Raw genomic sequence first — 18,129 nt, 5'->3', positions numbered from 1 at the left:
CCCCAATCTACCCGTAAACCAAAAATGTTATATAAGAGCAATCAAGATTTACCAGCAGATGTGCGCGATCGCCTTTCGGAAGCTGCACAAGAATTATACCGAGCAGCGTTCAATTGTGCTATTCATTGGTACGGTGAAGAGTCAAAAGCTCATCAGGTTGCTTGGTGTGCTGTAAGAACTCAAGCCGCAAATTCTTATAGTACCCTGACTGAGGCTGCAAAACCTTTACTAGTTTAACAAGGCAGAAGTTAAAAATTCTCCCTGTTCCCTGTTACTCGCTCCCAAAAAGGGATCGAAAACGGTTAGAATAAGCAATCTACTCTGCTTTTGTGACCGAAGTTTATGCCTGCTGATTTAACGGCTCTTAACCAGTCTATCCCGATCGAGCAAATTCGCTATGACGAAAAGGGATTAGTCCCGGCTATTGTTCAAGATTACCTTGATGGTACAGTTTTGATGATGGCTTGGATGAATCGGGAATCTTTAGCCAAAACTTTGGAAACTGGAAGAACTTGGTTTTGGAGTCGTTCTCGATCGGAATTATGGCCTAAAGGGGAAACTTCTGGTCATGTGCAAAACGTAAAAAGTATGCGTTATGACTGCGACAGCGACGCACTACTAATTACTGTGGAACAGATTGGTGATATTGCTTGCCATACTGGGGAACGCAGTTGTTTTCATCAAGTAAACGGCTCGAAGATTGCGCCACCTGCTGATACTTTATCACAGGTGTTTGAGGTGATTTGCGATCGTAGAGATCATCCCAATGAAGAGTCTTATACTTGCAAGTTATTTGCGGGTGGAGATAACAAGATTTTAAAGAAAATTGGCGAAGAATCCGCTGAAGTGGTAATGGCTTTTAAGGATGATGATAAAGAAGGTATTGCCGGAGAAGTTGCCGATTTATTTTATCATACTTTGGTCGCTTTAGCGCATCATAATGTTGATATTAAAGCGGTTTATCGGAAGTTGCAGGAACGGCGGAGATAGGTTTTTTGCTATTACTGGGATTGTAGTTTGCAGATTGCTTTGAGGACTTGTAGGATTTGGGGGGTGCGATCGATCTCCCACAAATTTAAATCAGGCATAATCTGATAAGTTGGCGAATCTCCTAACCGAATATAAACAAACTGATAACGCAAACCATTAGTAGCTAATCCCCAAACAGATGTTTGATGATCTAAACTTTGATAAGCATAAGTGAGTAATTGAGACAAACCTGCAACTGGATCAACTAGACTGTTTTTAGATTCAACCACAATAAGCCAAAAAGGTGTATCAGTTGCAGTTCGGATACTCTTATTAACAGCTAAAATGTCTAATCTTCCAGTAATATTGGTATCCTCATCTTCAATCTGAATTTGAGCGATATTCTCTTCCAAACCTATTTTAATAGGAGAACGGTAAAAACCAGCCAACCGCAATAAGGGAAAAGTAGTTAACGCTTTTACCAACCCTTCTCCAACTTTACTTTCTAAAAAATAGTTACGATAATCTTCTACAATTTGCGAAAGTTCCTGCTGTTCAAATTCGGTTAAAGGTTCCAGATTTAATAAAGGTGTAAAAGAACCATTAAATTGCATCTGGAAACCGAAGATACGTTGCACATCTGCTAAGGTTAATTCTTTAGCGTTGCGAGTGTTTGTCATAGCTTTGTTACGATTTTCAAGAACTAAACTCTAACTTACAGATAGCTTTAAGAACTTGCAGCAACAATACAGATTGCTGAGAATAAAATAAATCTAATCTTGGCATAATTAACTGATAAGTTTGCGGATTTCCTTGTTGAATCAACACAAACAAATATTGCAATCCATTAGTCACCATTCCCCAAACTGATGATTGGCGTTCTAAGCTATTGTAAGCATAAGCAAGCAACTGTGGTAAACCTTGAAGAACATCTACTCCCAGTTCTTTTGATTCAATTACCAAAATCCAAAAAGGAACGTTATTTGTCGTAAAAATATTTCTGTTAACTGCGACAATATCAAAACGTCCAGTAATAGTTGTATCTTCGTCTTCAACTACAATATTATCGATACCTTCTTCTACATTAATTTGGATTGGGTAATGATAGAAACCAGCTAATCGCAGCAAAGGAAAAACCGTGAGAAGTTTTACTTGTCCTTCCGAAACTTTTTTCGATCTCACGTAAGGACGAAAATCATTGCAGATTTGGACAATTTCTTGTTGTTCTAAATTAGTTATTGGTTCGAGGGTTAATAAATCTGCAAACGAAACTTCATCTAGTTTTTCTTCTATATTAAGCAGACGATTAACATCGTTAAGATTTAGGTTTCTAGCTCTTAAGGTTATCATGGCTTTCACTCCCGTTTATTTTAGGTTAATGTCAGTTCATATTGCAATACAATCAGTTCATCTGCTTTCAAAATAGCCATTGCATATTCCTGTCCTTGGTTATCAGCAAATTCTACTAAATATTTGCTTTCATTTTCAAAATTGTATACTTCAACAACCGTCCCAACTAACCCAACGGGTAGACTGTTTATAGAAGTATACTGAGGTTCAACTAAAGTTAATCTTTCAGCAGAAATTGGATTGAGGACAGCGACAGTATCTAAAAGTTGGAGGTTTTTATTCTGATTCTTCATGTTCCTGATTAGGATAAAATAAACTTTCTAAGTAAAGTTCAACAGCTTCTTTAATATTTGCTTTCACTTCTTCTAAAGTATCTCCTTGACTTTGACAACCCTCAAGCTCAGGAGAATAGGCGTAAAAACCATCTTCGTCTTTTTCAATGATAATGTTTATTTCCATTAATCTACTAATTTTGCTTGTATAGTTTAATTGTTTTATCTTGACTACCACTAGCAATGAAACTGCCATCAGAAGCGATCGCAACACAACTAACCAAATCTGTATGACCGACGAGCATTCCTATTTCTTTTCCACTACTAATTTGCCACAATTTTACAGTTTTGTCCCAACTTCCACTGATAAGAATTTGATTATCGGGGGAAAAGGTAAGTGCAGAAACTAACCAAGGATGTCCTGAAAGAATAGAATTGCATTGCCAAGTTGTGGTATCCCAAAGGCGAATTGTTCTGTCTTCGCCGCCTGTGGCTAGTAATTTGCCATCGGGACTAAATACGATCGCTCTAACTCCCCCAGTATGTCCAACCAAAGTACAAATTAATTCAAATTTTATTAAATCCCAAATTAGGACAATTTGATCGGAACTTGCACTTGCTAATAGAGGCGAAACTGGACTGAAAGCGATCGCATTTATCCCTAATTTAGCTCCCGATAATGTTGTTATCTGTTCTCCTGTTTCGGGATGCCATAATTTTACAGTTTTATCCGCACTACCACTGGCAAGAATTTGCCCTTCAGAACTGAATGCTAAAGCGTTGACAGCGCCATTGTGACCGACTATTGTGTGAATTTCTTGGCGTTTTTGCAGATCCCAGAGCTTAATTTTGCGATCGCTACTTCCGCTTGCTAATATGTTTGGTGAATGGGGATAAAAAGCAACAGATTTAACTTTTCCTGTATGACCTTTTATGGTAAAATTCTCTTTGATTGTGCTGATATCCCATAAGCAAATTGTTCGATCGTCGCTGACACTGGCAAGCATTTTATCATCAGGAGAAAGAGCGATCGCATTAATCCCAGAAAATAGCCCTCCATCACCGACAAGTGTGGCGTAATTTTCCCAATTTTGTGTGGCAGGAGGTACGGGAATCGGGATTTTTTTACCTCTGAGTTTTTGCATTTCGGTGAGTGCAACTTCAGCAGAAGTAAATCGCTTTTCTAATGAAGGTTCGATTAGGCGATCGAGAATTTGCGCCAAATCATATTCTACAGAACTTGTCAAGTCTGACAGCCAATAATTCCGCCACACCCAACAGTTATTCGCCAAATCAAACAGGTGAAACGGACGAATTCCTGTTAGTAAATTCAGGCAAATAACGCCTAAACTGTAAAGATCGCTGCTGAAAACTGCGCTTCCTCTCACTTGTTCTGGTGCAGCATATTCAGCACTACCGATCGTCGTTTCTGGCACAACAAAGGAAGTTTCTGTCACCAGTTTTGCTGCACTAAAATCGACTAAAAATAAATCATTTAACGATTTTATTTGAATAATATTCTCAGGTTTAATGTCGCGATGGATGACTTGATGGGAATGAATAAATTGGAGAACGGGAAGTAAGTTTTCCAAAATTTGCCAGACTTCTGCGGCACTAAATTGACCCTTTTCTCCTAAAAGTATTGCTAAGTTTTTTCCGGTTATGTATTTTTGTACGAGGTAGAAATAGCCATTTTCGGCAAAACTGTCTATAACATCAGGAATTTGGGGATGCTTGGCTAATTCTTTTAATTTGTCGATCGCATCTCCCCGATCAAGAACTTGCCAAAATTGTTTGATAACGCAAAGGGTAGGAGAATCTTCAGCCAAATCAAAGGCTAAAAATGTTTGTCCAAAGCCTCCCCTACCCAAAACTTTAACCGCACGATAGCGATTTTTGAGAAGCAAAGTAGAGCCACAAAATTGACAGGTTAAAGAATTGCGATCGTAATTTTGTGACTCATTACAACTAGGGTTGAAACAAATTACTTCTTTGCCTTCATGACTCATTTTTATCCTAGCAACTGAAGTTGCAGGCTATATTTAGATCTTGCACCTGTCGTTTTAGCCCGCCTGCGAATCAATTCGCAGGCTAATAGCTCAACTCCACTGAAGTGGACTGAAAGCTTTTGATTTCAAATATTGAAAGCTTTTGATTTCAAATATTTTAGTCCTCTTTAGAGGACTTTAGCTACTCGCGGTGCGAATTGATTCGCAGGCGGATTTTGGGACTGGTGCAAGATCTGAGTATACAGACAAAACCTGCTTTCGCAGGTTAGAAGTCCGCGAAGGCGGACTTCGTTTGTGTAGACGCGGTTTTAACCGCCCTTTTCTAACTCATCTTCTATTTGGCTTTTGACAATTAAATTCTGACCATTACTTTTACCATTACTTTGCAATTCTTTAGTTTGATTCCACAACAACATTCCCATCAAACCATCAACTAAACCTGAACCTTGGCTATTACCGCTAACAGCTACATCGGGAACAACTCGCACTTTGCGATCGCCAATCACCTGCATTAATTGTAACGCCGTGTAAGATTGCGAACCCAAAGCATTTACACCAGCTTGATAAGCATCGGCTTTCGCTTCTCCAGTGACTCGAATTGATTCCGCTTCCCCATGCGCCTCATTAATTTTTGCAGTCGCATGAAGTTCCGCAATTTTAACACCTTGTTCTGCTGTCACGACTTCTTTTTGAATGTCCGCCAAAGCTGTTTCCCGCACCAGTTCTTGACGCTGCGACTGCGCCACCCGTTGCACTTCGTAAGTTTTTTGTTGTTCTTCAGCGATTTTGCGATCGGTCAAAGTTTGCATCAGTTCTGGTGGAGGCGAAATCAAGCCAATCAGCGTATCAACCGCTTGCACATCATAAGCACGCAACGCCTGACGCACGTACTCGGCTGCTTCTGCTTGGCGTTGTGCGCGATCGACCAAGAAATCCAAAATCGTGTATTCTTGTGCAGAATTGCGGAAATAATTACCTACAATTGGACGCAAAACATGATCTACTAAATTCTGCATCGAACCCAAACGAGAAATTACTTTTGGTGCATCAACAGCAGCAACATGAATAATTTGGAAAACTTCTAAATCGAATGTAAAACCATCAAAAGAAAGCAACTTCAAAGCAACCAATTTAGAATCATAACCATGTTCGCCGCTGAATCGTGCCGTAAAGTTCAACACTATATTAGTTGTGGGAACCAATTCCACTTTCATAATCTTTGTGTTGAGGGGATGTTTACCGGGATACAAAGGTTCAATCCAAACGCCTTTGTCACCTTTATTAACTAAATTTCCGTGAGTAAAAGATTCGCCGCTGATATCTTCGTGCGATCGACCCACAAAAGAAATTACTACGCCTACATAACCGATCGGCACTTCCGTCATCGGCACTTGTTCCACCTTCACAAACCAAGGATTGAGATTCCAAGAACCCGACAGCATTACTTGTTCCTGCAAACCTCTACGTCCCCCACCATTGATAAAACTTTGCGCTTTTTGGAAATTATCATGTTGGGGAATTATAGGCCCAGCGATTTCACCTTCTTCAATGGGAATACCATCTAAAGTAGAGACAATTCCCACTCGTTCTGGATCAACTTTGTAGAGTTTAAGTTGCTCTGGTTTCATGCCATGTTTACTAGCATTAGTGGAGGTAATTACCTCAAACAAAGCCGTATTAATTCGATAAGTTCCGGTAGTCAGAACAGCCAACTGCCGACCTTTTTCGCCTCCATTAGTCAGGAACTTACGAGCATTCTGAAAATCATCACAGTCAATGACTTTGCCTAAAATTCTATTAGGTGGAATAGTTCCCCCATCATTAGCAACAATTAAACCGATTTCATCTTGAGGAATAGCGATCACTTGCTCTTTGCGAATGCTATATTGCCAAGGGAAATAACCAAAATGCCATCCCGGTGGCAGGGTATCTGCTTGCAAACCCGCTTCACCATTAAGGGCAATTAATTTACCTGCTGGCAAACTCTTAGCGGCAAATTTTTTGGTAACAATTCCTACTTCTCTTTCGCCAATAACTATTAACCCTAAAATCCAACCAATTTTAGGTAAGAAGATGAAAATTATTACAACCCCTCCTACTGCATAAATCCAGATTGGCAAACTGAAGCCGAAATCAGCTTGCATCAACTGAATTTCTTCAGATTTGGGTTGCTGCTGGTTGATTGGTTGAGGTTTGTTTGAGGCGATCGCACCCGCTGGTATTCCAGCCACCAACAAAGATGCTGCTAAAGGTAAAAACTTGTTAAAAAATTTGAAACGAGACATATATCTTCTATCTCCAATAAAAGTGGAAACTCTCCACTTGCTAACTAATACAATGCCAGCCCTACTTTTTACTGACGTACTTAATTAAGAATTGGGAAAGAATCAAAAAAATATGCAATCTTAAGCCTTAACTTAAACTTAATAATTAAGGCTATTTTCCAGACACCTAGAGAGTATAAAGTAGATTCTAGCCTAACAAATTTTCTCAGTTTGTCCATAGCAGCCTCTCAGCCGCCAAATTGTATCAAAAGTTACAAAAAACTTAACTAAAACATTAAAATATCTAAAATCCGGTAGGAAAGATCGGATTTTATGGCATGATTGCAAAGTAAATATTTTAGCGGTTTCAGCGCAGAGGAAACCTGATTATGGCGCTTAGACTAGGCGACACCGTTCCCAACTTTACTCAAGCCTCCAGCGAAGGCGAGATTAACTTTTATGACTGGGCTGGAGACAGCTGGGTTGTCCTGTTCTCTCACCCCGCAGATTATACACCAGTTTGCACCACCGAATTAGGCGAAGTCGCCCGTCTCAAACCAGAATTCGACAAGCGCAACGTAAAAGTATTAGCGCTGAGCGTGGATGATGTAGAATCGCACAAAGGCTGGATTGGCGACATTGAAGAAACACAAAGCGTAACGCTGAACTATCCAATTCTGGCAGATCCAGATAAGAAAGTTTCAGACCTTTACGACATGATTCACCCCAATGCTACCAACACGGTAACAGTTCGGACAGTTTTTGTGATTGACCCGCAAAAGAAACTGCGTTTGAGCTTTACCTATCCTCCGAGCACTGGAAGAAATTTTGATGAAATTCTGCGGGTAATTGACTCTTTGCAACTGACAGATAATTACAGTGTAGCGACACCTGCTAACTGGAAAGATGGCGAAGATGTAGTAATCGTACCATCTTTGAAAGATCCCGAAGTTTTGAAAGAGAAATTCCCCAAAGGATACGAAGAAGTTAAACCTTATTTGCGGATGACTCCTCAACCAAACAAATAATTTTTAGTTTGGCTGAAGTTTGCCAATTTAGATCCCCGACTTCTTGAAGAAGTCGGGGATCTGAGGGTTTTACTTTATCAACAGGTGCGAAACGTGCGCCCGACGCATCTTGGATAAAATTAGAAAGGTGGAATAGTTTAACCCCAGAACAACAACAAAAGTTTGCGCCGATTTGTCCAGATTTCGTAGTAGAATTAAGGTCGCCTTCAGATAATCTAAAACCTTTGCAGGAAAAGATGGAAGAATATATGAGGGAACCAGGAGTACAGTTAGGCTGGTTAATTGATAGAAAGAATCGCCAAGTTTATATTTATCGTCCAAATCAAGCAGTAGAAATTTTAGATAACCCAACAACTATCAGCGGAGATCCAGTATTACCTGGATTTATTTTAAATTTGAGTAAAGTTTGGTAAATTAAGAGAGGAAATAAAGTATGCTTTCCGAACAGATAGTATTGCGGATGCCGCCACAGTTGCAAATGACAGACGACCAATTTTTTGAATTCTGTCAAATCAACCGGGATTTTCGCATTGAACGCAATCAATTAGGAGAGTTAATCATTATGCCACCCACAGGTGGAACTACAAGCAATCGCAATTTTAGTATAGCTGGGCAATTATATATTTGGTCAGAGCAAGACGGAACGGGTATTTGTTTTGATTCCAACGGTGGTTTTAAACTATCTACAGGTGCAGAAAGAGCACCCGATGCTTCTTGGATGAAACTTTCACGTTGGAATACTTTATCACAAGAACAACAGGATAAATTTGTGCCGATTTGTCCAGATTTTGTAATCGAACTCAGGTCGCCTTCAGATAATCTGAAACCTCTGCAAGAAAAGATGGAAGAATATATGAGGGAACCAGGAGTTCAGTTAGGTTGGTTAATTGATAGAAAGAATCGAAAAGTTTATATTTATCGCCCAAATCAAGAAGTAGAAATTTTAGATAACCCAGCAACTATCAGCGGAGATCCAGTTTTACCTGGATTTATTTTAAACTTGAGTAAAATTTGGTAAGAATATAGGTCAAAATTTTTAATGGGAAGCACTAAGGTAAACTGAGCATGGACATCAAAAACGGATTTATCGGCACAATTGGCAACACGCCCCTAATTAGATTAAACAGCTTCAGCGAAGAAACAGGTTGCGAAATCTTGGGAAAAGCAGAATTTCTCAATCCAGGTGGTTCCGTGAAAGACCGCGCCGCACTTTATATTATTAAAGAAGCAGAAGAGAAAGGCTTACTCAAACCGGGGGGTACAGTAGTTGAAGGAACTGCGGGAAACACAGGTATTGGACTAGCGCATATTTGCAACGCCAAGGGTTACAAATGCCTGATTATTATCCCAGACACTCAATCTCAGGAGAAAATGGACGCATTGCGGACATTAGGTGCAGAAGTTCGTCCCGTTCCTGCCGTACCCTACAAAGACCCAAACAATTATGTTAGACTTTCCGGCACGATTGCTTCGGAGATGGAAAACGCGATTTGGGCGAATCAGTTTGATAATCTAGCGAATAGACTTGCCCATTACGAGACTACCGGAAAAGAAATTTGGGAACAAACAAACGGGAAAATTGATGCTTTCACTTGCGCTACGGGTACAGGTGGAACTTACGCCGGAGTCTCGATGTTTCTCAAAGATCAAAATCCCAATGTTAAAACCATTTTGGCAGATCCAATGGGAAGTGGATTGTACAGTTACGCCAAAACTGGAGAAATTACAATCGAAGGAAGTTCTATCACAGAGGGGATTGGTAACAGTCGGGTGACAGCTAATATGGAAGGCGCACCGATCGATGATGCCATTCAAATCGATGACAAAGAAGCTATTCGGGTAATTTACCAATTATTACGAAAAGACGGCTTATTTATGGGAGGTTCTGTAGGCATTAACGTTGGCGCAGCTGTCGCCATTGCCAAAAAATTAGGCCCCGGACATACAATAGTTACCATTCTCTGTGATGGTGGTTCCCGCTATCAATCACGATTGTACAATCAAGAATGGTTAGCCTCAAAAGGACTATCACCAGATTAGTTATTTGTCATTGGTCATTGGTCGTTGGTCGTTGGTCGTTGGTAATTTGAAAATATTAAACTAATGACAAATGACAAATTGACAAATGACCAATAACCAATGACAAATAACCAATAACCAATGTCTGCGAAAACAGTTTTAATTTGTCAAAGTAAAGGTTGTCGAAAATTAGGTGCTGCAAAAGTTTTAGCAGCTTTTTTAGCGCATCCCGTACCCGACGTTACTGTTACTGCTAGCACCTGTTTAGGACAATGCGGTAATGGCCCGATGGTATTGATAGAACCTGAGCATTTTTGGTACGATCGCGTAAACCCAGATGAAGTACCAGCAGTGATAGAACGACATTTAAAAAATGGTAAACCAGTCCTAACAATGCTTTATGCTAAATTCCATCCCCAATTAAAGTAATCCTCCTTCTCTTCTCTCTGCATCCTCTGCGTCTGGAGCGGTTCAATATTAACCTTAATCTCTAAAAAACTTATGATTGTAGCAACTTCACCCGCCGAACAAAGGGTAATCTTAAAAAATGTCAGTTGGCAAACTTTTGAGAGATTGTTAGTAGATTTAGGAGAAGACAGAGCAATCCGCCTAGCTTATTATGAAGGATTTTTGGAAATTATGACACCTTTGGGAGAGCATGAAAATAACAACCGCTTTATTGATGATTTGGTGCGTGCGATCGCAGATGAGTTAAACTTAAACTTAAAGAAATTTGGCTCTTTAACCTTAAAACGAGAAAGTATGCAACAGGGTGCAGAACCCGATTCTTGTTATTATATCCAAAGTGAACCTTTAGTTAGGCATAAGCAAAACATTAATCTTGAAATTGACCCTCCTCCAGATTTAGTAGTTGAAATTGATATTACCAGCAGTTCTTTAGACAAACGTCCGATTTATGCTGCACTTGGAATTCCCGAATTTTGGCGTTATGATGGGCAGAAATTAGAAGTTTATGTGTTACAAGAACCGATTTTGATTTATAATCAAGTATCGCAAAGTCGGACTTTTCCTTGGTTAGCTTTGGATGCGATTCCTCGCTTCATTCGTCAAAGTTTAATTGATGGGGAAACTGCTACTTTAAAAGCTTTTCGCTCTTGGGTAAGAGAACAGCAATAATTTATTTTAAGTAGATGCAAATAAATAAAGTGATAATAGTTATCTCAGGATAGGGCGGGGCTCTCCTGCCCACCCCACAAGAGTTATAGCTTTCTTGTGGGGTGGGCAGGAGAGCCCGCCCTAGTTTTCACGAGTCAAAAACGGAACTTCGACAACTTCACCTTCCACCTCACCAACTCGCACTTTTAAACCTTCTCCGCCAGCTTTTGTACGCACATAACCCAAACCAAAATAACCATTTTCAGTTTCGGTAAAACTCGTAAGTTTTCCTACCTTTTCATCATCCAAAGTAATCACACTTCCAACTTCCACAGGCGCAGCTAAACGAATCCCCCAAAGTTGCTGTTTCACACCTTTATAAGTGTTCAATCTGGCAATAGTTTCCTGACCAATATAACATCCTTTAGTGAAAGAGATTGTTTGCCACAAACCCGCCTCTAAAGGATTATAATCATCTGTTAATTCTTGGTCTGGAATAGGTCTTCCTTGAGTAATTCTTAACTGTTCCCAACCTTGTTCGCCTAAAGGAACTGCACCTAATTCTACCAACTTTTTCCATAACTTCGCTGCATATTCAGCAGCCACAATTAAAGTATATCCGGGAATTGCTAAACCACTGCCAACAGCAACTCGAAATTCAATATCTTCTAACTTAAATAACTGGTGATTACCATAAGCTTGATTAATAATCGCTTCTGCACCCAATTTTTTAACAATTTGCTCGCTCTCAGGCCCAATTAAACTGAAAGTAGCAGTATCATTAGTAATATCTTTTAGTTTCACCTTGTCAGCAAAAAAGATGTATTTATCCATCCATTGCAGCAAATATTCCCGACGATTGGGCGACACTAAAAGTAACACTGCATCTTCCAAAATATATGCAGTTACTAAATCAATAGTTCTGGCTGTAGAAGAAACAAAAACTGTATCACAACCTGTACCAGGTTTCAGAGATTGCAAATCATTTGTGGTTTGATTGTGTAAAAAGCGCGATCGATCGTCATCGCTAACTAAAATTCTACCCCAATGCGTGCGATCGCACAAAGCCACCCCTTCCCTAGCCGCCAGCAAAGCATCCAACTCATTCCCAAAACTAACCACTATTCCATCTACAATAATCGCCCCAGCCTCTACTTGAATATCACGTAATTCCATCATCCTCACCTACCTCCAAGATAAAAAGTTTACTAACTAGCTGGTAAATTTGTAAATATTTCTGCGATTATCCTCTGCGTCTTCGCCTCCAAAGTTTCCCAATCTACATCCCCAGTTTCATCAATTAAACTAGTATCAATTTGAACATCTTGGCTTTCTAACTCAGAATGAGTAGGCTGGTACTCCAGAAAACACACCTGAAAGCAAAGTTCCCACAAATTTATAGTAAACTCCTGCTCCTTGTGTTGCAAACGCAGTAAATAACCCGGATAAGGGGTTTGTACTTCCTCATAAGTACCCTTCCAAGCAGACTGTTCCAACTGTTTGCGAAGATTATCAACAATCCGAAGATAGGCGGGCTGCATCAACAACTCAGCTTGCTGCCATGCCACCATATTAGTAATTTTCGGGTTCATTGGTATCAATTTGGATGGGAATAGATTTTAGACTATCACTCCTAAGAGGTTCATTGTAACCACTATAAGAGATAAGTGCGATCGCGTCCCTGTTCCTTCGCCCGATACAACGCCCTATCAGCCGTCGCAATCAACTCTTCCGGCGAAGACTCCCGATGGGGAACAATGCTCGACACGCCTAAACTGAGAGTAACATATTGAGCGATCGGTGATTTACAATGAGCAATTTGTAAACCTTTAACCTTAGTCCGAATCCTTTCTGCAATATCAAACGCCGTTTCTGCACTTGTATTGGGCAAAATCACCGCAAACTCTTCCCCACCATAACGCGCCACCAAATCAGCAGGACGATTTACAGTTTCTCGAATCGCTTTTGCCACTTCCTGTAAACAAAAATCCCCCGCCAAATGACCGTAATTATCATTATAGAGCTTAAAGTAATCCACATCACACATAATCAAAGATAAACAATTTGAATTACCTTTAAACCTAAATCCTTGTGCCTCCTCAATTAATAAACGTTGCCATTCTTGGCTCAAGTACATATTAAACCAATACCGATTTGCTAATTGAGTCAAACTATCCAAAGTTGCCAAACGATGTAACTCTTCATTAACTGTCTGTAATCTCTCATAGAGTTGTGCTTGTTGAATAGTAACTCCTACCTGTCTCACCAATTGCTTAAGTAACTCCACCTCTAATTCCTGCCCCTCAGATTTTTGTGAAAGATTCTCGACAATTAAAAATCCCCAGATTTTCCTTGCTTGTCGAATCGGAAGTATTAAATTAGACTTATTTTCAACTTGATCTAGGGGATTTTGGTACTCATTTAAGTTGGGAAAATAACCAGCTTTTGTTTCTTGGTAGTTTTGGATGTAATCAGAACCTTTACTAAGATAAGAGTTATAATTAGCCTCTAAATTCATCAAATCCAAAGATGTTGCCTGCATAGAGTGTTGCCCCAATTGATAAAGAAACACCCGCTCATTTTGCAAAATTCCCCGGAGTTCATTAACAGCATCGCTGAGAATTTCTTCTAATTTAGCAGACTGACAAATTCGCTCTTGCATCAACCCAATTAAGTTCTGAATAGCCATTTGATGTTGAATGCGGAGATTCTGTTCATGCACTTGTTTTTGCAACTCGCAGATAGTTATATTATTTCTAATTCGGACTAAAACTTCTTCTGGTTGAATTGGTTTATTGATATAATCAACTGCACCAATTTCCAAACATTTAATCTTCTCCTCTTTATGAGAGATGTCAGCAAGCAAAACCAAAGGAATATCTTTAGTTATTTTGTTTTCTTTCAATGATTGACAAGCTTTTACACCATTAAACTCTGATTCCGTGATATCTAAAATCATCAAATTTGGTCGGGCATATTCAGCTTGATAAATAGCCGAATCAACACTCTTTGCTACCACTACATTAAACCGAGATTCCGTTAATAACTTTGATAACAAATCAAAATTATTAGCATTATTTCCAATGATAAAAATCAGCCCAGGTTTAGCAGATGCGTTTATTTGAGTGGTGAATCCAGTTTGCGACATGGAGAATTTACTAGCCATTCAGGTATCTGTTAGTACGAAATCGATGACGCTTAACAGTATTCCTTGTTTAGCTAGTGGCTCAAGTGATTAGCCGAGTTGAGTTCCTGTGACAATTAGGTATAAATAACGTGCTAGAAACCTTTGTTACATTGTGAGGGAAAAGGTTTTTTCCTTGTGAGAAAGGTCACAAATGCTTCCGTTTACTCGAAAATCTCTCTGAAGCATCAACCCTGTGGTTCTCTTTGCATCCCCCAAAGGCGCAGGTTACTTTCAGGCAAATCAAAAGTCTTAACCACCTGAAAACCCCGCTTTTGGTAAAAGTTGACATTTTTTTCGCTATCAGTCTCCAAATAACAGGGCAAATTTTCCCCATCTGCTTGTTTGAGTATCGGTTCGATGAGCTTTCCACCCACACCTTGACCTTGATAAGCGGGGTCAACACCCAGTACATTTAAGTACCAGTGGGGCTCCGACATACATTCTTGATGACAATCTTCTATTTTGTTAGATAGCGAAATTACCCGTCCAATCCCTCCCCAACCAACTTTAAATGGCAAAGTTAAAGCGAACTGAACTGTGTGCCATAAGCCCATAGGATATTTGCCTGGGGGTATCCAAATTGCCACACCCTTCAAAGCATCAGTTGTGTAAATTGAATCAAAAGGCTGGCTGTAGCGCAATGAAGAGATAAATATCTGCTTCATTTTACCCATTCTTTTTTGATCTTCTTTTGGGAAGATGTAACTAAAAACTGGCTCATTCTCGAATGCTTTTGCCAGTACTTCGCTTGCTGCTGGAATTTGTTGCGCTTTCAGATGAATGATTTCGTTGTTTGTCATTGGTGAATCTGCCTATTTTATAGATAGAGTATAGCGTTTGATGATTTTACTGCCTCTCAGGGGGTTGCTCTCTCCAACAAATCTAAAAATCTTAGCTAAGGTTATTGGCAAACATCAAAATAACGGTTATGCTATATCCAAGAAACTTAGCCAAGATTTTTGGTAAGCAGCCAATGTCCAAGATTATTTACGATGTCATCCAGCGTTTTGAGGTAGAAAACGGCGTACCCCGCTTAGTTTCGACGAATATCCAAGTGATTCAAGGTGGCGAAGATTTGCAATCTTTGGTTATCAGTTTGCTGACTGAAATGGGTTTTTATGAGAAGTTTGAGGAGAAAAGAACATCTCAATACATAGGTTATCGTCTTAAAAATCCAGCAAAAGGAGATAAACGTTATCAACTTGTTTTAGCGCAGCGCAAAGAGGGATTATGTATTTCTGCGCTTAAAGAAATATTAGACCCAAATTTGTTAAACCTCATAAATTGGCCTTACGATGATCAATTAAGAGAGATTTGGGATTCTCAAAAAGGAAGATATTGGGTTATTCCCAGTAAAAAAGACATTTTCTTTGCTTCGATGAATCCAGAAATTTGGTACTTAATAAAAGGAAAAATAGCAGGAAATTTTAATTTTAGAAACGCCATCTCTGACTCTCCACTTGGACCAATTAGTAATAGTGATAGTTACTTAACACTCAGAGAGGATAAACTTTTTCCTTACGCTTGGCAAGTATGTATCAATTCTAAAGAAGTTCTAGAAGAATTTATTATTCAATTTGCAAAAGTTTTAATGGAGCAAAAGTAATGTCTATTAAACTCAAAAGATTGGTTAATCCATACGAAGAAAGAATGTTAGAGTTTCTCCATACTTGCGTAGAAGCAGATTACAAAATTCACACACAGGTTAGCTTATCTCAATTTTGTGAAATAAACAGTCCAATCGACTGGGACTTAAGAAAATTCTTCTTTGTTGAGTATAAACATAACAGAAATCCAGCCGGAGATATTTTCGTACAAGCTGAAAAACTAGTTCGACCTGCAACAATAGATGAAATACCTTGATTATGTCAGTTAAACAAATATCATTAATTCCAGAACAGCTAGTTGATTTCCAACAATGGAAACAAGCTAATGATGATGAATTCTCACTTTGGGATTATCTTTTTGGAGTTGCCAATGCGGAAATAGCGATCGCATTCACCAAACTATTTTTACCTGATATTATCGAACATGAAGGCGGAATATTTTTAGCTGAAGCTTTCAATCGAGAAACCTACGAACAGTGGAAAACTAAACTTGGCAACGACATCATAGCAATTGAAAAAGTAATGAATCATCAGCATATTGATGACTTGCTACCAGGTACAGAGAAAGTTGGGATCGATAACTTGTATTATTTGGGAAATGCGATCGCGCAAATGTGGACAAGTCGCCTAAAATCACTTTATCCTGAGCGAAACTTTCAAGTTAGCTGCGATCGAGATGAATATACTGTTGTGGTAACATTCTGCCAGATACCATAACAAATAAACAGTTATTTCCATTCCTACACATTTAATAAAATTTTCCTAACATACCCTAACTAACCACCAATCCAAGGTGATACAATCAACATCCAAGCTAGGGGTGCCCATTTTGGGCTGAGATTAGACCCTTAGTACCTGAGACTGGGTAATACCAGCGGAGGGAAGCTGTTTATCCGAGGAATCAAATATGCGAACAGAATGGGTCGCCAAGCGGCGTGGGGAAGCTAATGTCTCTCAAATGCACTACGCCCGCCTGGGTGTCATCACCGAAGAAATGCACCACGTTGCTAAACGGGAAAATCTTCCTGTTGAGTTAATTCGGGATGAAGTAGCAAGAGGACGGATGATTATCCCTGCTAACATTAACCACACTAACTTAGAGCCGATGTGTATTGGCATCGCCTCCAAGTGCAAAGTTAATGCCAACATTGGTGCTTCTCCTAATTCTTCTAGTATTGATGAAGAAGTCAATAAGCTAAATTTGGCGGTGAAATATGGCGCTGACACCGTGATGGACTTGTCCACAGGTGGCGGAAACTTAGATGAAATTCGCACTGCTATTATTAAAGCTTCGCCTGTTCCCATTGGTACAGTGCCAATTTACCAAGTATTAGAAAGCGTTCACGGAAAGATGGAAAATCTTACCCCTGATGACTTTCTTGATGTGATTGAAAAACACGCTCAACAAGGCGTTGATTACATGACAATTCACGCAGGTATTCTAATTGAATATTTGCCGTTAGTGAAATCCAGAATTACGGGAATTGTTTCTCGTGGTGGTGGAATTATTGCTAGATGGATGTTGCATCATCACAAGCAAAATCCTCTTTACACTCACTACCAAGACATCATTGAAATCTTCAAGAAATACGATGTTTCTTTTAGTTTAGGTGATTCTTTGCGCCCAGGTTGTACTCATGATGCTTCCGATGCTGCCCAACTTGCAGAATTAAAAACCCTTGGCAAATTAACTCGCAAAGCTTGGGAACATAATGTGCAAGTAATGGTCGAAGGGCCAGGTCATGTACCGATGGATCAAATTGAGTTTAATGTGAAAAAACAAATGGAAGAGTGTTCCGAAGCACCTTTCTATGTTTTAGGGCCATTGGTGACAGATATTGCTCCTGGTTATGACCATATCACTTCTGCGATCGGGGCAGCAATGGCTGGTTGGTATGGTACTGCAATGCTATGTTATGTAACGCCTAAAGAACATTTAGGTTTACCGAATGCGGAAGACGTGAGAAATGGGTTAATTGCATATAAAATTGCTGCCCATGCTGCGGATATTGCGCGTCATCGTCCGGGAGCACGCGATCGCGATGACGAACTCTCCAAAGCCCGTTATAATTTCGATTGGAATCGTCAATTTGAATTGGCATTAGATCCCGATCGGGCCAAAGAATACCACGACGAAACCTTACCAGCAGACATCTACAAAACCGCTGAATTCTGCTCAATGTGTGGGCCAAAATTCTGCCCAATGCAAACAAAAGTTGATGCCGAAGCATTGGAAGAATTGGAGAAATTCTTGGCAAAAGATCAGGAATCTGTAGCAGTTCCTAGCGTCTAAAATTAAAGTAGGGTG

General features: G+C 39.7%; 21 protein-coding genes, 1 pseudogene and 1 riboswitch. Of the genes and pseudogenes, 12 read left to right on the top strand and 10 right to left on the bottom strand.

Annotated elements, in window-relative coordinates; translation table 11 throughout:
* The first annotated feature begins 24 nt into the window (after positions 1-24).
* The gene (locus ACE1CI_RS25345) at positions 25-237 is read left to right on the top strand and encodes a ChaB family protein (RefSeq protein ID WP_413268408.1); all 213 of its coding nucleotides are present in this window, start codon (positions 25-27) and stop codon (positions 235-237) included.
* A 105-nt stretch (positions 238-342) separates the two neighbouring features.
* Complete coding sequence (gene hisIE, locus ACE1CI_RS25340) at positions 343-990, top strand: bifunctional phosphoribosyl-AMP cyclohydrolase/phosphoribosyl-ATP diphosphatase HisIE (RefSeq protein ID WP_413268409.1); 648 nt, start codon at positions 343-345, stop codon at positions 988-990.
* An 11-nt stretch (positions 991-1,001) separates the two neighbouring features.
* On the opposite strand, the gene ACE1CI_RS25335 is transcribed toward hisIE, so the two are convergent.
* The 6 genes from ACE1CI_RS25335 to ACE1CI_RS25310 form a co-directional block, all read right to left on the bottom strand.
* The gene (locus ACE1CI_RS25335; RefSeq protein ID WP_413268410.1) at positions 1,002-1,649 is read right to left on the bottom strand and encodes a restriction endonuclease subunit R; all 648 of its coding nucleotides are present in this window, start codon (positions 1,647-1,649) and stop codon (positions 1,002-1,004) included.
* Between the two features lie 16 nt (positions 1,650-1,665).
* Positions 1,666-2,319: a restriction endonuclease subunit R gene (locus ACE1CI_RS25330; protein ID WP_413268411.1), complete on the bottom strand. Its 654-nt coding sequence runs from the start codon at positions 2,317-2,319 to the stop codon at positions 1,666-1,668.
* Between the two features lie 20 nt (positions 2,320-2,339).
* Positions 2,340-2,612 carry a DUF4926 domain-containing protein gene (locus ACE1CI_RS25325; RefSeq protein ID WP_413268412.1) on the bottom strand — a complete coding sequence of 91 codons (273 nt, stop codon included), beginning with the start codon at positions 2,610-2,612 and terminating at the stop codon, positions 2,340-2,342.
* Complete coding sequence (locus tag ACE1CI_RS25320) at positions 2,596-2,778, bottom strand: type II toxin-antitoxin system HicB family antitoxin (protein ID WP_413268413.1); 183 nt, start codon at positions 2,776-2,778, stop codon at positions 2,596-2,598. Before ACE1CI_RS25320 ends, ACE1CI_RS25325 begins: the two co-directional genes overlap by 17 nt.
* Before the next feature lie 7 nt (positions 2,779-2,785).
* On the bottom strand, positions 2,786-4,600 hold the full coding sequence (locus tag ACE1CI_RS25315; RefSeq protein ID WP_413268414.1) for a protein kinase domain-containing protein: 1,815 nt from the start codon (positions 4,598-4,600) through the stop codon (positions 2,786-2,788).
* Between the two features lie 308 nt (positions 4,601-4,908).
* Positions 4,909-6,885 carry an SPFH domain-containing protein gene (locus ACE1CI_RS25310; protein WP_413268415.1) on the bottom strand — a complete coding sequence of 659 codons (1,977 nt, stop codon included), beginning with the start codon at positions 6,883-6,885 and terminating at the stop codon, positions 4,909-4,911.
* Between the two features lie 368 nt (positions 6,886-7,253).
* Between ACE1CI_RS25310 and ACE1CI_RS25305 the strand changes: the two genes are divergently transcribed.
* From ACE1CI_RS25305 to ACE1CI_RS25280, 6 genes and pseudogenes are all read left to right on the top strand, one after another.
* Positions 7,254-7,892 (top strand): peroxiredoxin, encoded by a 639-nt coding sequence (locus ACE1CI_RS25305; RefSeq protein WP_413268416.1) that lies wholly within the window; start codon positions 7,254-7,256, stop codon positions 7,890-7,892.
* Between the two features lie 59 nt (positions 7,893-7,951).
* Positions 7,952-8,305 (top strand): annotated as a pseudogene (locus ACE1CI_RS25300) (Uma2 family endonuclease); the annotation flags it as partial.
* A gap of 20 nt (positions 8,306-8,325) precedes the next feature.
* Positions 8,326-8,910, top strand: a complete 585-nt coding sequence (locus ACE1CI_RS25295; protein WP_413268417.1) for a Uma2 family endonuclease — start codon at positions 8,326-8,328, stop codon at positions 8,908-8,910.
* 47 nt (positions 8,911-8,957) lie between these two features.
* Positions 8,958-9,932: a cysteine synthase A gene (locus ACE1CI_RS25290; RefSeq protein ID WP_413268418.1), complete on the top strand. Its 975-nt coding sequence runs from the start codon at positions 8,958-8,960 to the stop codon at positions 9,930-9,932.
* A 120-nt stretch (positions 9,933-10,052) separates the two neighbouring features.
* A complete protein-coding gene (locus ACE1CI_RS25285) occupies positions 10,053-10,340 on the top strand; it encodes a (2Fe-2S) ferredoxin domain-containing protein (RefSeq protein WP_413268419.1) in 288 nt (95 codons plus the stop codon).
* Positions 10,341-10,412: 72 nt separating this feature from the next.
* Entirely contained in the window at positions 10,413-11,048 is a 636-nt protein-coding gene (locus ACE1CI_RS25280) for a Uma2 family endonuclease (RefSeq protein WP_413268420.1), read from the top strand.
* A gap of 120 nt (positions 11,049-11,168) precedes the next feature.
* On the opposite strand, the gene ygfZ is transcribed toward ACE1CI_RS25280, so the two are convergent.
* The 4 genes from ygfZ to ACE1CI_RS25260 all read right to left on the bottom strand — a co-directional run bounded on the left by ygfZ (position 11,169) and on the right by ACE1CI_RS25260 (position 15,014).
* Entirely contained in the window at positions 11,169-12,206 is a 1,038-nt protein-coding gene (gene ygfZ / locus ACE1CI_RS25275; protein ID WP_459564063.1) for a CAF17-like 4Fe-4S cluster assembly/insertion protein YgfZ, read from the bottom strand.
* Positions 12,207-12,235: 29 nt separating this feature from the next.
* Positions 12,236-12,619 carry a hypothetical protein gene (locus ACE1CI_RS25270; protein ID WP_413264622.1) on the bottom strand — a complete coding sequence of 128 codons (384 nt, stop codon included), beginning with the start codon at positions 12,617-12,619 and terminating at the stop codon, positions 12,236-12,238.
* Positions 12,620-12,681: 62 nt separating this feature from the next.
* Entirely contained in the window at positions 12,682-14,193 is a 1,512-nt protein-coding gene (locus tag ACE1CI_RS25265; protein WP_413264623.1) for a GGDEF domain-containing response regulator, read from the bottom strand.
* 206 nt (positions 14,194-14,399) lie between these two features.
* Complete coding sequence (locus tag ACE1CI_RS25260) at positions 14,400-15,014, bottom strand: GNAT family N-acetyltransferase (RefSeq protein ID WP_413264624.1); 615 nt, start codon at positions 15,012-15,014, stop codon at positions 14,400-14,402.
* A 128-nt stretch (positions 15,015-15,142) separates the two neighbouring features.
* Here ACE1CI_RS25260 and ACE1CI_RS25255 point away from each other — a divergent pair, with 128 nt between their 5' ends.
* From ACE1CI_RS25255 to thiC, 4 genes are all read left to right on the top strand, one after another.
* Entirely contained in the window at positions 15,143-15,820 is a 678-nt protein-coding gene (locus ACE1CI_RS25255) for a hypothetical protein (protein ID WP_496615799.1), read from the top strand.
* Positions 15,820-16,077: a hypothetical protein gene (locus tag ACE1CI_RS25250; RefSeq protein WP_413264626.1), complete on the top strand. Its 258-nt coding sequence runs from the start codon at positions 15,820-15,822 to the stop codon at positions 16,075-16,077. The genes ACE1CI_RS25255 and ACE1CI_RS25250 overlap by 1 nt, the downstream gene beginning before the upstream one ends.
* Before the next feature lie 2 nt (positions 16,078-16,079).
* Complete coding sequence (locus tag ACE1CI_RS25245) at positions 16,080-16,538, top strand: hypothetical protein (protein WP_413264627.1); 459 nt, start codon at positions 16,080-16,082, stop codon at positions 16,536-16,538.
* Positions 16,539-16,627: 89 nt separating this feature from the next.
* A riboswitch (TPP riboswitch) is annotated at positions 16,628-16,721 on the top strand.
* Positions 16,722-16,728: 7 nt separating this feature from the next.
* Positions 16,729-18,114, top strand: coding sequence for a phosphomethylpyrimidine synthase (thiC, locus tag ACE1CI_RS25240; protein WP_413264628.1), 1,386 nt, complete (start codon positions 16,729-16,731; stop codon positions 18,112-18,114).
* Positions 18,115-18,129 lie beyond the last annotated feature (15 nt).

The organism is Floridaenema flaviceps BLCC-F50 (assembly GCF_041929275.2).
Classification (GTDB): domain Bacteria; phylum Cyanobacteriota; class Cyanobacteriia; order Cyanobacteriales; family Aerosakkonemataceae; genus Floridanema; species Floridanema flaviceps.
Note: the sequence above shows the minus strand (reverse complement) of the source record. Positions and strands in the feature narration are given on the sequence as shown.